The sequence below is a fragment of the Thauera sp. DNT-1 genome, assembly GCF_055393985.1.
This window is the reverse complement of sequence record NZ_AP043752.1, coordinates 3,105,111-3,118,781: the sequence shown is the minus strand read 5'-3', so window position 1 is coordinate 3,118,781 and position 13,671 is coordinate 3,105,111. Positions and strand designations below refer to the sequence as shown.

The window sequence follows — 13,671 nt, the reverse complement described above, 5'->3', positions numbered from 1 at the left end:
GCGGGTGCGGATCAGCGCTTGGCGATGTCTTCCTCGGCCTGCTTGACGAGGTCGGCGCCGATCTTCTCGGCCCACTCCTTGTACACGCCCGCGGTGGCCTGGCGGAAGGCGTCGCGCTCGGCATCGGTCAGGCGCACCACGGCCACGCCGTTGGCCTCGATCTCCTTCAGCAGCGCGTCGTCGGCCGCCGAGATGCCGGCGCGCGCGCGCGCGATCTCTTCCTTCGCAGCCTGCTGCGCGGCCTCGGACACGGCCTTGCGGTCGGCCTCGGACCACGAGTTCCACACGGACTTGTTCACCACGAAGATCAGCGGGTCGGCGACGTAGCCCCACAGGGTCAGGTTCTTCTGCCCCACGGTGTGCAGCTTGGCGGCGTTGAACACCGCGAGCGGGTTCTCCTGGCCGTCGACCGCGCCGGTCGCCATCGCCGGCTGGGCGTCGGCCCAGCTCATCTGCGTCGGGTTGGCGCCGAGCGCGTTGAAGGTGGCGAGGAAGAGCGGGGAACCGACCACGCGCATCTTCATGCCCTTGACGTCCTCGGGCGTGCGGATCGGCTTCTTCGAGTTGGAGACCTCGCGGAAACCGTTCTCGCCCCAGGCCAGCGGCACCACGTCGCGCTCGGCGAGGATGTCGAACATCTTCTTGCCGACGCGGCCCTGGGTGAGCGCGTCGATCGCCTTGTGGTCGGGCATCAGGAAGGGCAGCGCGAACAGGTTGAGCTCCTTGACCTGCGGCGACCAGTTGATCGTGGAACCGACCGCCATGTCGATGATGCCCTGGCGCAGCGCGGTGAATTCCTTGGTCTGGTCGCCCGACACCAGCGAAGTGCCCGGATACACCTTGATCTTGATGCGACCTTCGGTCTTCTCTGCGACCAGGTCGGCCCAGCGCTTGGCGCCCCAGCCCCACGGGAAGGCCTCGCCGAGCACCGTGGAGAGCTTGTACTCGTCCTTGTACTGCTGGGCCGTGGCCGGCATCGAGAAACCGAGCGCGGTCGAGGCGAACAGGCCGGCGATGAGGGCGGTGAAGCGGCGTTTCTGCATGAGGCGTCTCCGTGTTGTGCTTGTTTTTCCGGCTGCGCGGCACACGGCGCGGGCCTCCGGAGGATGGGAAGGAGGGTCGATTCTACAAACCGGAGGCCCCCACGGCCAGCGCGGAGACGGCGGGCCGATCGAGTGTGGGCTTCGGGCGCGGGACGCGGCCGGGGGCGGCGCTTCGTTTCAAGGCCACAATTGCGACTTGCGTGGCGCAGCCAGGGGCGTCGGGGGAGCGGCGTCGGATGGGCGTCGGGAGGGGGCGTCGGGCACTCGCCATGCGCGCGGCGGTTCATTGACCGCTGCGATCGCGACTTGCGTCGCTCCTACAAAAACCGCCACGCCCAGGGCTCCCCTGTAGGAGCGACGCAAGTCGCGATCGCAGCGCTCGAAACCCGCGCGTGCCGCTATTCCCGCGCACCGCCCTGCGCGAGCACCCGCCCGAGGAACTCCACCAGCCGCCCGACGTGGTGCTCGAGGTCGACGAAGGATTCGTGGTCGCCCGACAACGTCATCAGCTCGACCGGCGTATCGCCACGCATCGCGTAGATCTGCATGGCCTCGTCGATCGGCACCACCTCGTCGTCCGCGCCATGCACCAGCAGCACCGGGCGGCGAATGCGGGCGATGGTGTTCACCGGCGCGATGTCGTCGAAGCGGTGGCCGATCGTCTTCTGCACGTAGTCGAGGATGTAGCGCCCCAACGGCTTCTCGGGGATGCGCTTGCCCGCCAGCCAGCGCCGCATCATCGCCGCCGGATGCGAGAACGCCGCCACGCTCACCACCGCCGCCACCTGCGGCCTGCGCGAGGCCGCGAACAGCACCGCGCCGGCGCCGACCGAATGGCCGAGCAGCGCGATGCGCGCCGGATCCACCCCGGGCTGCGCCGCCAGCCACGCGAAGGCGTGCTCGGCGTCCTCGGCAAAGCGCGGCAGCGAGGCGAAGCTGTCGTCGTCGCTTGCGCCGTGGCAGCGCGCGTCGACGAACAGCATCGCGTAGCCGGCCTCGTGCAGCGGGCGGGCGAGCGGCAGCATCAGCGCCGCATTGCCGCCCCAGCCGTGCATCACCACCACGGCCGGTGCGGATTCGAACTCGGCACGAGCGTCATCGCGCTCGCCGTCCGCAAGGTCCGCGCCCGGGCTTGCAGCGTGATCCGATCCATCACAGGCGCTCCCCGGCGCCGGAATGAACCACGCATGCAGCGACTTCCCATGCTCGGTGCCGATGCGCAGCGTCTCGAACGCCAGCCCGAGCGCGCCCGGATCGGTGTGATGCGGCACCCGCGGCGCCGCCAGACCCTTGCGGATCCCCCAATGCACCAGCGCCCGCCCGCCGGCAAGCGTGGCGGCGCCGGCGGTGAAGGCTGCGATCAGTCCGGGTGCGCCCATGCCGTTTGCTCCTCAGGCCGCCTGCAGCAGAAACTCGACCTTCACGGCATCGAACGGAAACTCGATCCGCCCATCTTCAGTGCGCAACAGCACGCCGGCATCGAGCAGGGCGGTGACGTCACCATGCACCGCCTTGACGTCGCGCCCGACCCGGCGCGCGGCCTCGCGGATCGACACCGGACCCGCCGCACACAAGGCCTTCAGCAACTCCCAGCGCTTGGCGCTCAAGACTTTCCAGAGCAGTTCGGGTGTCGCGAAGGCGATCCGCACCTGAGCGTCACCCCGCCCGGTTTTCATTGCCCGCGCGGCGTCCGCCAGCGTGTCCGTCAGGCTGCGCACTTCAAGAACGACCGTGTTCATGGTTCCACCTCGCAATGTCCGCTCCGAAGTCACGGGTGAGTTGATCCGGATCGGAAAAGACGTATTCCGCTTCCGTGTCGCCGTAATGTCGGTAATCGCCCTTGCCGCGCTCGTTGTCGTAGCGCAGAACACGCTCGCCACCGACCACGTAGGCCAGGCGGTACTTGAACGGATGCCCGGAAGGCGGCACCGGCTCCGGAACCCGCCACACGGCGATCTCTGCAAAAGCATCCGGCGCGAGCACGACCCGACGGCGGATCAAGGGAATCGCTTTCATGTTGGACATATTGACAACACACAAGGATGTTGTCAAAGACAACAACATTCAGCTCTGGAGACCCGCCCACCACAGCCGCGCGCGCAGGCCCCAGCCGGTGGCGTAGCCGAGCGACACCGAGCGGATCTTGCCCGCCGGGTCGACGATGACGAAGGCCGGCACGCCGCGCAGGCCGTAGGCCTCGGCAATGCGGCCGTCGGCGTCGATGGCGGTGGTCCAGGCCAGGCCGCGCTCGGCGAGCACGCCTGTCACCTCCGCCGCGCCGCCCGACTGCATGGCGACGGTGAGCACCGGGTGGTCCGCCTGCACGCCATCGATCGTGCCCTGCTGCGCGGTGCAGATCGGGCACCAGTCCGCCCAGAAATACACCCCGACCGCCTTGCCCGGATGCGCGGCGCGCCATTCGGCGAGGCTGAGCCCGCGGCCGTCGGCGGCGACGGTGGCGAAATCCGGCGCGAGGCCGGCCGGGACGTCGCGCGCCATCCAGGCCTGCACCGCGAAAAAGATGACGACGAAGATGCCGATCTCCACGCCCCAACGCCGCCAGCGCGGTGGCTTGCGGACGGGCTCGGCCGTTTCGCACTCGGCGTTCGCGGGCGAGCGTGCGCCGGCGCCCTCCGCTTCCGCATGCGGCGCCGGCGCAGGTCGTGAATCTCCCATGTCGTCGGTCGGCTTCGTCATCGCGGATCGATCCAGCGCAGCCCGCCCGCCTCGCGCTCGAACAGGCGCCAGCCGCCAGCGGCGTTGCACAGGCCGTAGATGAAGGGCTGCGCATCGCGCCCGGGGGTGAGGAAGCGCAGGTCCTTGAAGCTGGCGCATGCCTGGCCGTCGCCCGCCTCGCCGGCGTGGTCGAGCACCGGGAACATCGCAAACCAGCGGTAGAAGGCGAAGTCCTCCGCGTTCCATACCTGCTCGGCGAGCGCGCGCGTGCTGCCGGTGCCGAAGCGCTCGCGCACCTCCCACTGCGCCATCGCCACCGGCAGGTAGGGCGCGGAGAAGCGGCGGATGAAGTTGTCGTCCGCGGTGGCTAGGAGCGGTTCGCTGCGCCGGGTGTTGAGGTGGGCGTAGTGGTAGCGCTCGCCGTCGAACACGATCGCGGTCCAGTTGAAGGGCGAGGCCGGGCGCGGTGCGGCATCCACCTCGACTGCGGCGATGCCCTTGGCCGCGGCGTAGGCGCGCGCGGCGTCGATCGCCTCGGCGCGCCCCGTCGCCTGCACGCCCACCCAGCCGGCGAGCAGCACCAGCGACGCCGTCGCCGGCACGCGGCTGCTGCGCCATAGCGCGCTCGCGAGCAGGCCGGCGAGGAGGATGCCGGTGAAGGGCAGGTCGATGATGAAGCTCGTACCCCAGCCGAAGCGGTGGTCGGAGAAGGGCGCCAGGATCATGGTGCCGAACTGGGTGATGAGGTCGCCGAGGATGTGCACGAAGATCGCCGCGCACACCACCGGGTAGAAGCTTCGCCAGCCCGCCGCCACCCGTCCGCCGCGCTGCCAGAAGCGCGCCAGCAGCCAGGCGATCAGCACGCCCCACAGCGGCAGCAGGATCAGTGAGTGGGTGACGCCGCGGTGGCCGCGCAGGTAGGTGAGCTCGGAGATCCAGCCGAGCACGAAGTCGAGGTCGGGGAAGATCGCCGCCGCGGTGCCGGCGACCACCATCTGCCAGACCGGCACCGCCGCTGCGTTCGCCGCCCGGGTGCCGGCAGCAGGCCGACGCGAGGCCAGCACGCGGCCGACGAGGGCACCGGAGAGGGCGTGGGTAAGGGTATCCATTGGGTGCAGGGGTTCTCTGTGTTGCCTTGCCCGGCCGCCGTGGCACGGAGACCGGGCACGCCGCAGGGTGCGTTCAATTGGACGTGAGCCGGCCGTCCGTGCGCGGAGCCCCCGGCCACAGCCTCGACAGCGCCGGCAGCAGGCTGCGCCAATCCGGCACTGGCCGGGTATCGATCGGCAGGACGCGCGCGAGTTCCTCGGCAGCGAAGCCCTCGCGGCTGCGCAGTTGCGCCTCGAGCACCGCCTCGTCGGCCTCCGAGGCGTCGCCGCCGGCGGCCAGGCGGGCGCGCACGCGCGCACGCAGGACGTCCTCCGGCGCATCGAAGGCGAGGATGGCGAAGGGCACGCCGAGCTCCTGCGCGAGCCCGGCGAACGCCGCGCGCTGGGCGCGTTTCAGGAAGGTGGCGTCGACCAGCACCGGGCGCCCGGCCTCGAGCACCACGCGCGCCAGCACGGCTAGGCGCGCATAGGTGCGCGCGGTGGCCTCCGGGGTATATAGCCCGCCGCCGAGGCCGGAGCCGCTCGTCGCCTCCGCCGCCAGGCCGGCGAGGCGCTTGCGCTCGACGTCGGCGCGCACGCGGATCACCCCGCCCGCCTCCACCAGGGCCTGCGACTGGCTGGTCTTGCCCGCGCCCGCGACGCCGCAGGCCACCAGCAAGGCCGGCGCGCCCAGCGCCCTCTGCGCCTCGGCGAGCGCGAGGTAGCGACGGCATTCGTCCACGCTCTCGCTGCGTTCGGCGCCGTCGAGCTGGCTGGCGCGGATCGCGGCGATCTTGGCGCGCACCATCGCGCGATAGCTGAGGTAGTAGGGGAGCACGCGCAGGCCGGCGTAGTCGCCGCAGCGCTCCAGCCAGGCATTGAGGAAGCGCCAACCCAGCGCGGCCCGCCCGCGCGCCTGCAGGTCCATGACCAGGAAGGCGACGTCGGCGACGACGTCGGTCCAGCGCAGCTCGGCGCTGAACTCGATGGCGTCGAAGAGGCGCGGCTCGCCGTCGAGCACGACCAGGTTGCCCAGGTGGAGGTCGCCATGGCATTCGCGCACTCGACCTTCAGCCAGGCGCACGGCGAACACCGGCGCGAGCGCGGCGTACTGCGCCTCGGCCCAGGCCTCCACCCGGGCCAGCATCGCGAGCAGGTCGGCATGGACGCCGGGATCGAGGTGCTCGCGCATCTGCGCGAAGTTCTGCCGCACCGGCGCATGCACCGCGGCCGCATCGCCGAACGCCCCGCCCGGCAACGCCACCGCGGCGGCGGCGTGGAACGCGGCGACATGGCGGGCGAGGCGATCGAAGAGCGCGGGCGCCAGCCTGCCCTCGTCGAGCAGGCGCGAGAACAGCCCGGCCTGGTCGAAGCGGCGCATGCGCAGCAGCCAGTCGAAGGGCTCGCCGCCACCGTCGAGGCGGGGCGCCTCGGGGCTGCCGCGCACCGCCACCACCGCCTCGTAGATCTCCGGCACCGTGCGGCGGTTGAGCCGCAGCTCCGCCTCGCAGGCCTCGCGCCGGCGCGCCGGCGTGGAAAAGTCCAGGAAGCCGAGGTCGAGCGGCTTCTTCAGCTTCCAGGCGTGCTCGCCGGCGAGCAGCACCCAGGAGATGTGGGTCTCGATCAGCTCGACGCCGCCCTCCGAGCCGGGCAGCACACCGGGCCGGCGCAGCGTGTTCAGCAGGGTTTCGGATGCATGCATCGGCAGCTCTCCTCGGTCATCCGCCCGATGGTAGCCCGGGACGCGCGCAGCCGGAGCGCTCGCCGCCGCGACGTCGGCTCCCCTATCATCCCGTCCGCCTCCATCGCCCGACGCCGACCATGCCCGCCACTCCCTTCACCGCCCTCGCCTGCCCGCTCGACGGCGCGCCGCTGCAACGCCAGGGCGGCAGCCTGCGCTGCGCGGACGGGCACTGTTTCGACCTCGCCGCCCAGGGCTATGTGAACCTGCTGCCGGTGCAGAACAAGCGTTCGCGCGACCCCGGCGACAGCAAGGAGATGGTCGCCGCGCGCCGGCGCTTCCTCGAGGCCGGGCATTACGCGCCGATCGCCGCTGCGGTAGCGCGCACCGTGTTCGAGGGCGCGGCCCCCGGCCAGACGCTCGCCTGCCTCGACGCCGGCTGCGGCGAGGGCTACTACCTGCGCCAGCTCTCCGCGGCGGCGGCGGTGGAAGCGCGCACGCTCGCGCTCGCCGGTCTGGACATCTCGAAGTGGGCGGTGCAGGCGGCGGCGAAGCGCGATCTGCAGGACGCCCGCAGCCGGGCCGGCGCCGATCCGTCCACCGCCTGGATCGTCGGCAGCAACGCCGGCCTGCCGGTGCTGCCGGCCACGCTCGACCGCGTGCTGTGCATGTTCGGATTCCCGGTCTACCCCGAGTTCGCGCGCGTGCTGCGCCCCGGCGGCGAACTGCTGCAGGTCGACGCCGGCCCGGACCACCTGCGCGAGCTGCGCGAAGTCATCTACCCCGCACTCAAGCCCGAGCGCCCGGCCAGCCGCGCGGCGCCCCCGGGCTTCGAGCACCTCGCCAGCGACACCCTGCGCTTCCAGATCCACGTCGACGGCGCAGCCCAGATCGCCGACCTGCTGGCGATGACGCCCCACCTCTACCGCGCCAGCGCCGAAGGCCGCGCCCGCGCGGCGGCGCTCGTCGCGCTGACGATGACGGTGGACGTGCGCCTGGCGCGCTACCGCCGCCAGCCCGGCTGAAGCCGAACCGCGCAAGGCAATCCGCACCTGCAGCGCCCGCTCGACATGAACGGCGGATGAACGGCATCTTCAGCATCGATTCAGCCAGCGCGGCGCAGCATGGCATCACGGTCGCAACAGGACCGCCCAACCGACACAGGAGATGCCATCATGCGTGCCACCACTCTCATCGCCACCCTGGCCCTCACCGGCGGACTCATCGGCGCCGGCGCCGCCATCGCCCCCGCGTTCGCCCAGAGCGTGACCCCGGCTGCCAGCCCGGCCGCGGCTACGACGCCCGCCGCCCAGTCCAGCTGGATGAGCCTGAAGGACGTGCAGACCAAGCTCGAAGCCGCCGGCTACACCGACTTCCGCGAGATCGAGCGCGACAAGAACAAGTACGAGGTCAAGGCCACCGACCCGCAGGGCCAGCGCGTGGAGCTGGACGTCGATCCGGTCACCGGCGACGTCCTCAAGACCGAGGTCAAGCGCAGCAAGTAAGCGCCACCCCAGGGGGGGCCGGCTCGACCGGCGCCCCCTTTCGGTGCGCGATCGCCGCGTCGCAGCCACGCGCGTGCACCGCGCGCCCGCCACTCGCGCACGCCGCGCCCAACCCCACGCTGTCCGACCCCACGCTGTCCGACCTACCGCCGGGAGCTCGCGCCATGATCCCCACGCTTTCAACCCTCCCCGCCCTCGCCGCCTTCGTCGCCCTTGTCGCCGCGGCCTGGGGCCTCAACGTCGCCGCCCTCGACGGCGGCATCGCCTCCCTGCCCTGGCTGATCCGCGAACAGGGCCTGTACCTCAGCGGCCTGCTCGCCATCGGCCTGATGTCGCTGGCGATGGTGCTCGCCACCCGCCCCACCGTGCTCGAGCGCCCGCTCGGCGGCATGGATCGCATCTTCCGCCTGCACAAGTGGGCCGGCATCCTGGCCGCGGTGTTCGCCGCGCTGCACTGGCTGATCGAGATGTCCGACGACGTCATCAAGTCGCTCTACGGCAAGGCCGGGAAGCCAGCGCACGACGAGTTCGGCGGCCTCTACGAGATGCTGCGCGACGCCGGCGAGGAGCTCGGCGAGTTCGCCATCTACCTCGTGCTGGCGATGGTCGTGCTCAGCCTGTGGAAGCGCTTCCCCTACAAGTTCTGGCGCCACCTCCACCGCGCGATGCCGGTGTTCTACCTGCTGCTCGCCTTCCACGCCGCCGTGCTGGCGCCGCCCGACTACTGGACGCAGCCGGTCGGCGTGCTGCTCGCGCTGCTGCTCGCTGCGGGCACGGTCGCCTCGGTCATCGCGCTGACGGGCCGCATCGGCCACGATCGCAAGGTGCAGGGCGTGGTCACCGCCGTGTCCTCGCCTGCCCCCGACGTCACCGAGATCGTCTGCCGGCTCGACGGCGCCTGGCGCGGTCACCAGGCCGGGCAGTTCGCCTTCGTCGGCCTCGAGCGCTTCGAAGGCTCGCACCCCTTCACCATCGCCAGCGCCGACCACGGCGACCGCAGCCTCACCTTCCAGATCAAGGCCCTGGGCGACTACACCCGCCAGCTCGCCAGCCGCGTCGCGGTCGGCCAGGCGGTCACCGTCGAAGGCCCTTACGGCCGCTTCGTGCTCGGCCGCCAGGACCACAAGGCGCGCCAGATCTGGATCGCCGGCGGCATCGGCGTCACCCCCTTCCTGGCCTGGCTCGACGCCCTGCGCGCCGACCCCGCCGCGGCCCCGACGGTGGAGCTGCACTACAGCACCCGCGGCGCGGCACACGACCCCTTCGTCGAACGCCTGCGCAGCCTGTGCGCCGAGTTGCCGAGCGTGAGCCTGCACATCCACGACCGCGCCGCCGGCGACGACCTCACGCCCGAGCGCCTCGCCACCACGGCCACCGACGGCCAGCGCGCGGAAGTCTGGTTCTGCGGCCCGCGTGGCTTCGGCGACCAGCTCAAGGCCGGGCTGGCGCGGCTGTGGGGACGTCGGCTGAGCTTCCGGCGCGAGGCGTTCGAGATGCGCTGAGGCGAGTGGCGCGGCGGCTGCGGTCGTCGCGCCTCGCACCACACTCATCAAATCGGCCCAGATCCGAGAAGTAGTTCGCGGGTGTCATTGCCTGGTACATGCCGAATGCATTCGCGCAAACCATAATTGCAACATGCCCCGCCCTTACCGCAAGTCCCGCCGCGATCCGGGCCTGATCGAGATCGCCGCCACGTCCGACTGGAAGGTCTCTGCCGCCATGGCGGCCGTGTGCGTCCTTGCCGCCACCGTCATCATCCCCGCCCTGCTCGGCAGCAGCCGCGTGCTCGACAGTCTGGTGCTGATCTTCGTACCGCTGGCCTGGCTGATGGCCGTCGTCTTCGGCGGCATCTCGCTGATCCGCTTGCTGCGGCAGCGCCCGCAGGACTCGCCAGTGCCGCCGCGCTCGCCCACGAACCGCCCGGCACAAGCGGCAGCGCGCGCGACCGAAGCCTCGTTGCCGGAAGTCGACAAGGCCCCGCTTGCGGAATCATTCGCCCCCCCGACCAGCGCCGCAGCGCCCGAGGCCCGGCCCACCGCGTGGTCGCGCGAGCTCATCGACCGCATCGAGTGGAAGCGCTTCGAAGACCTGTGCTGCGAGTTCTATCGGGTGAAAGGCATCCGCGCCGAAACCACCCGGCTCGGCGCCGACGGCGGCGTCGACATCCGCCTGTTCCAGGACGCCGCCGATCCCCAGCGTTGCACGGCCGTCGTCCAGTGCAAGGCCTGGAACCAGGCCGTCGGCGTAAAGCCGGTGCGGGAACTGCGGGGTGTGATGGCGCACGAGCGCGTCGACAAGGCCTTCTTCATGGCCCCGAACGGCTTCACCGACGAGGCCCGCAGCTTCGCCGCGGAGAACCGCATCACCCTGCTCGACGGCAAACTGTTCCTCGCCATGCTCGAGCGCTTGCCCGCAGCCCTGCGTCGACAACTGCTCGACTTCGCGACGGAAGGCGACTGGACGACGCCCACCTGCCCGTCCTGCGGGGTGAAGATGGCTGCGCGCGACGGCACGCACGGGCGATTCTGGGGCTGTGTCCGTTTCCCGAAATGCCGCGCGACGCTGCAGATGCGCGGATCAGCCGTCTGACCGCCACTCCGGAGGCCAGCCTTGCACACCAAGCACGTCCTGATCGACTTCGAGGACGTTTACGTCAAGTCAAACGTGTGGCAGCAGCTCGGCCATTGCTGCCATTCGGCTCTTACGATCCAAACGGCGGGATTGTAAGGAAAAGCAGGCTTCGCAGCGGCTACGACACCCGGGGTGCTTCACTGAATGTTTTGCTTACGCCAGTTATCGACTGCAATCGACAAACGGTTGTCTTTGACTGGCTTCTGCCATTCATCCCAAAAATTGACCGTACCACTATTCGGTTTGTTTTTGGGCTCATCAATCCTGATCCGGCTTGGCAGGAGACTGGCGTCACCGACAACCAGAGCTTCGCCTGTATCGAGAGTGGGCAAGACGTCGCTAAATCCGCCAAGGCTATCGGGAAGCAGGCGCTTGATAACGCCTTGATCCTCGGCGTTGGTCAGCCGCATGGACACGAAGTTACTGCACTGGCTGAGCATCGTTTTATTCACTTCGGACGGACGTTGACTTATCACCACCAGGCTGACCCCGTATTTACGTCCCTCCTTCGCGATGCGCTCGAAAATATCGAGCGAGATGTCGTCGGCAGAGTCGGCCATGTTGCGCTGAGGCATGTAGAGATGTGCCTCATCACACAAAAGCGCAATCGGATGACGTAGCTCGGAGGGCGTCCACTGTTGAACGGAGAATGTAACCCGAGCAACGAGGGATACGATCAACGGCAGAACGTCGGAAGGCACTTCCGAGAAGTTAATGACTTTGATCCCGGCCTTGCCATTCTCATCGGCACTCCCGAGTACGGCAGTGGTGAATTTCTCGAGCCAGGTGAAATCCAGAACATCTCCACCGCCGTTGAACATAAAGCCAAGGCGTCTATCGGATATCTTGTTCTCAAGGCGGGAAATCATGCGGGCGAGTTTCCCGAAGAAATCACCTTGCTTTTCGGTACCTACCTTAGCGCCGGGAACCATTTCGACGTTGATGTCATTCAGCCGCCCCATAAGGACATCGAGATCGAACGGAACCGGGCTATCGACGGTGAAATGCTTCAACACATCTTGCTGGCCGTTTTCCTCCAGGTACCTTTGCTTCGCCTGGTTGATTTCGCGCGCCATAATCATGGCCTGGTTGGGGGCGTTCTGGTCGCTGCGGTCAACGAACATAGACACCAGCGCTTCATACGAAAGCAGCCAGTACGGCAGATAGAGGACACCATCGCCGATGGTTTTCTTGGCCTCAACGTCTGCTGGTCCTGCGACCTTGAAATGTTGAATGCCCTGTCCTACTAGTGGCGAGTATTCGCCATGGAGGTCGAAGACAATAGCGTTCGCCGTAGTTAGCCCCGACATCTGTTCGATGATCTTGGCAGTCGTCCAGGACTTACCCGACCCGGTGCTGCCGCCAATGAAGGCGTGGCGCTGGAAAAATTTATTGCCGTTGAGGTAAGCAACGGCGTGCTCGTCCAGCGTGTATTTGCCGAGAGTCAGGGCATTCCCACCGGCTGAGACGCTGGAAAGGGTACGCATGAAACCTGTGAGGTTTTCGCTTTCGAGCGAAAAGCAGTTCGCGTCAATTTCAGGAACGCTTTCGAGCGTACGACGGAACACGTTTTCTTTTTCACCGTCACGATCCAGCATCGTGCCAATCAGAGCGATACGGCACAGATTTAACTCTGACGCGTGGCCGTTGATACTGTCATTGATAATTTCTTCGATGCCGCGCTTACGAGTCACCTGCGTAATGAGACCGATGAGGTGCTGTCCGGGCCTGCTGCTTTGAAGCACGGCGAGATGGTTAACCTGCAACCTTTTGAGCTGGTCGACATTCTCCACCTCTACGATCACATTTGTGGTGTCGACGGAGGCAACCTTCCCAAGCGCTTCTTCGTCCCTAAAGTTAAAAGTCGGCATCTCTTCGTCCTACATGATGAGTGAAAGGTAACCTTCAAGACTCCAGATATTCTTTTCCACCTTCAACGGAGCGCTATCTAGGGAGGAATAAACGATGGATTGATCGTCTGTTTCGCCCCGTTCTATTGCCAGGTAGTTCTGTGCTTTACCATCAAGAATAATCTTCTTCGCAGAGTCGGAAAGCGTATAGGTGATAATGGTTATAGGCGTTCTCTGCCGAAGGCACTTCACCATCAGTTTCGGCTGAATATGCTCATCATTAAAACCGTAGCCAATACAAAGGTAAGAACCGGCTTCATTGAGAGCCTGGTCAGCGTTATTAATAATGGAGCGGAACGGCTCAAGATGCGTTTTTTGGTATTTCTGCGTACCAGGAGTCACAATCTGCGGCTGGTAGCCATCCGGTATACCTTGGATATTTGAGAGTGCGACAGTATCTTCCAGAGGGGATTGGAACCAATCCAGAGATCCATGGACCTTCCAAATATTAGCCCTGCGCGCAGAGGTAATTTCTGTAGGGGCTGCGAGCTGGCGGCAGAAGCCGTGTGTGAACCCTGTGTAATGATGGATTCGCCCGTGATCGCAGGCATACTCCGCCAAGCGATCATAGTTTGTAGTGACGATATTTATGACTTTGAGGCTGCTTTTGAACATGTGTTCAAGAAGGCGGCTCAATGGAAAAATCGCATTATCCTGAAGACTCTTTTGAAATATTTCGCTATCTTCAGAGTCAATCAGGATCCAAGTGGCTTTAACAATTCTGGATGTCAGTTCTTCAGAAGCTGTTACTTGGTGTAGGGCGGTTTCTAGGTCAACATTATCCTTCAGCAGCTGGCAGAATTTCTGCCATGCCTCGATTTCAGCAGCATTCAAGCCTGAAATGTCGGTATTTGTGACCAGATGGTTCGCTAGCGCCCACATTCCAGACATGCCGTGTGCAGCCGAGGCGCCGCTGCCCAAAATGATGACTGGTGCCTTCCCGTAAAAGTCCTGCGCTTGTTTTTGGTAATTGAGGTCAGACAAAATATTATCCCCGTTGATTACGCCAGTCCGAATAAAAAGTCTAGAATTCTATCGGTCAGCAATGCCCCAAACCTTCAACTTATCGATGTCCATCGGGACCAGTGATGATCATCAATCCTAGACAACTCCGGTTCTTATTAGACCATCCTGCCC

13 protein-coding genes are annotated in these 13,671 nt (G+C 66.7%); 4 read left to right on the top strand and 9 right to left on the bottom strand.

Annotated features, from left to right (window positions below; all coding sequences use genetic code 11):
- Positions 1-11: 11 nt before the first annotated feature.
- The 7 genes from ACZ5PP_RS14405 to ACZ5PP_RS14375 all read right to left on the bottom strand — a co-directional run bounded on the left by ACZ5PP_RS14405 (position 12) and on the right by ACZ5PP_RS14375 (position 6,509).
- A complete protein-coding gene (locus tag ACZ5PP_RS14405; RefSeq protein ID WP_004265731.1) occupies positions 12-1,043 on the bottom strand; it encodes a DctP family TRAP transporter solute-binding subunit in 1,032 nt (343 codons plus the stop codon).
- 398 nt (positions 1,044-1,441) lie between these two features.
- Positions 1,442-2,422 (bottom strand): alpha/beta hydrolase, encoded by a 981-nt coding sequence (locus tag ACZ5PP_RS14400; protein ID WP_004265730.1) that lies wholly within the window; start codon positions 2,420-2,422, stop codon positions 1,442-1,444.
- 12 nt (positions 2,423-2,434) lie between these two features.
- Positions 2,435-2,782, bottom strand: coding sequence for an HVO_A0114 family putative DNA-binding protein (locus tag ACZ5PP_RS14395; protein WP_004265728.1), 348 nt, complete (start codon positions 2,780-2,782; stop codon positions 2,435-2,437).
- Positions 2,763-3,059: a toxin-antitoxin system TumE family protein gene (locus ACZ5PP_RS14390; RefSeq protein ID WP_464826175.1), complete on the bottom strand. Its 297-nt coding sequence runs from the start codon at positions 3,057-3,059 to the stop codon at positions 2,763-2,765. The genes ACZ5PP_RS14395 and ACZ5PP_RS14390 overlap by 20 nt, the downstream gene beginning before the upstream one ends.
- A 48-nt stretch (positions 3,060-3,107) precedes the next feature.
- A complete protein-coding gene (locus tag ACZ5PP_RS14385; RefSeq protein WP_004265725.1) occupies positions 3,108-3,740 on the bottom strand; it encodes a redoxin family protein in 633 nt (210 codons plus the stop codon).
- Positions 3,737-4,828, bottom strand: a complete 1,092-nt coding sequence (locus ACZ5PP_RS14380) for a metal-dependent hydrolase (RefSeq protein WP_464826174.1) — start codon at positions 4,826-4,828, stop codon at positions 3,737-3,739. Before ACZ5PP_RS14380 ends, ACZ5PP_RS14385 begins: the two co-directional genes overlap by 4 nt.
- Positions 4,829-4,901: 73 nt before the next feature.
- Positions 4,902-6,509 (bottom strand): bifunctional aminoglycoside phosphotransferase/ATP-binding protein, encoded by a 1,608-nt coding sequence (locus ACZ5PP_RS14375; protein WP_012584471.1) that lies wholly within the window; start codon positions 6,507-6,509, stop codon positions 4,902-4,904.
- A gap of 119 nt (positions 6,510-6,628) precedes the next feature.
- Between ACZ5PP_RS14375 and ACZ5PP_RS14370 the strand changes: the two genes are divergently transcribed.
- From ACZ5PP_RS14370 to ACZ5PP_RS14355, 4 genes are all read left to right on the top strand, one after another.
- Positions 6,629-7,513, top strand: coding sequence for a putative RNA methyltransferase (locus tag ACZ5PP_RS14370; protein ID WP_464826173.1), 885 nt, complete (start codon positions 6,629-6,631; stop codon positions 7,511-7,513).
- A 150-nt stretch (positions 7,514-7,663) separates the two neighbouring features.
- Complete coding sequence (locus ACZ5PP_RS14365) at positions 7,664-7,993, top strand: PepSY domain-containing protein (protein ID WP_004265721.1); 330 nt, start codon at positions 7,664-7,666, stop codon at positions 7,991-7,993.
- A 164-nt stretch (positions 7,994-8,157) separates the two neighbouring features.
- On the top strand, positions 8,158-9,495 hold the full coding sequence (locus tag ACZ5PP_RS14360; RefSeq protein ID WP_012584469.1) for a ferredoxin reductase family protein: 1,338 nt from the start codon (positions 8,158-8,160) through the stop codon (positions 9,493-9,495).
- A gap of 133 nt (positions 9,496-9,628) precedes the next feature.
- The gene (locus ACZ5PP_RS14355; protein WP_004265719.1) at positions 9,629-10,582 is read left to right on the top strand and encodes a restriction endonuclease; all 954 of its coding nucleotides are present in this window, start codon (positions 9,629-9,631) and stop codon (positions 10,580-10,582) included.
- 179 nt (positions 10,583-10,761) lie between these two features.
- On the opposite strand, the gene ACZ5PP_RS14350 is transcribed toward ACZ5PP_RS14355, so the two are convergent.
- On the bottom strand, positions 10,762-12,495 hold the full coding sequence (locus ACZ5PP_RS14350; RefSeq protein WP_464826172.1) for an ATP-binding protein: 1,734 nt from the start codon (positions 12,493-12,495) through the stop codon (positions 10,762-10,764).
- 9 nt (positions 12,496-12,504) lie between these two features.
- Positions 12,505-13,518: an SIR2 family protein gene (locus tag ACZ5PP_RS14345; RefSeq protein WP_004303621.1), complete on the bottom strand. Its 1,014-nt coding sequence runs from the start codon at positions 13,516-13,518 to the stop codon at positions 12,505-12,507.
- Positions 13,519-13,671 lie beyond the last annotated feature (153 nt).

What these genes read in the sequence shown, in the direction of transcription:
- ACZ5PP_RS14355 (WP_004265719.1), top strand. Translation starts at nt 9,629, where the DNA reads ATGCCCCGCCCTTACCGCAAGTCCCGCCGCGATCCGGGCCTGATCGAG.
- ACZ5PP_RS14375 (WP_012584471.1), bottom strand. Translation starts at nt 6,509, where the DNA reads ATGCATGCATCCGAAACCCTGCTGAACACGCTGCGCCGGCCCGGTGTG.
- ACZ5PP_RS14370 (WP_464826173.1), top strand. Translation starts at nt 6,629, where the DNA reads ATGCCCGCCACTCCCTTCACCGCCCTCGCCTGCCCGCTCGACGGCGCG.
- ACZ5PP_RS14390 (WP_464826175.1), bottom strand. Translation starts at nt 3,059, where the DNA reads ATGAAAGCGATTCCCTTGATCCGCCGTCGGGTCGTGCTCGCGCCGGAT.
- ACZ5PP_RS14350 (WP_464826172.1), bottom strand. Translation starts at nt 12,495, where the DNA reads ATGCCGACTTTTAACTTTAGGGACGAAGAAGCGCTTGGGAAGGTTGCC.
- ACZ5PP_RS14365 (WP_004265721.1), top strand. Translation starts at nt 7,664, where the DNA reads ATGCGTGCCACCACTCTCATCGCCACCCTGGCCCTCACCGGCGGACTC.
- ACZ5PP_RS14385 (WP_004265725.1), bottom strand. Translation starts at nt 3,740, where the DNA reads ATGACGAAGCCGACCGACGACATGGGAGATTCACGACCTGCGCCGGCG.
- ACZ5PP_RS14380 (WP_464826174.1), bottom strand. Translation starts at nt 4,828, where the DNA reads ATGGATACCCTTACCCACGCCCTCTCCGGTGCCCTCGTCGGCCGCGTG.
- ACZ5PP_RS14360 (WP_012584469.1), top strand. Translation starts at nt 8,158, where the DNA reads ATGATCCCCACGCTTTCAACCCTCCCCGCCCTCGCCGCCTTCGTCGCC.
- ACZ5PP_RS14400 (WP_004265730.1), bottom strand. Translation starts at nt 2,422, where the DNA reads ATGGGCGCACCCGGACTGATCGCAGCCTTCACCGCCGGCGCCGCCACG.
- ACZ5PP_RS14405 (WP_004265731.1), bottom strand. Translation starts at nt 1,043, where the DNA reads ATGCAGAAACGCCGCTTCACCGCCCTCATCGCCGGCCTGTTCGCCTCG.
- ACZ5PP_RS14395 (WP_004265728.1), bottom strand. Translation starts at nt 2,782, where the DNA reads ATGAACACGGTCGTTCTTGAAGTGCGCAGCCTGACGGACACGCTGGCG.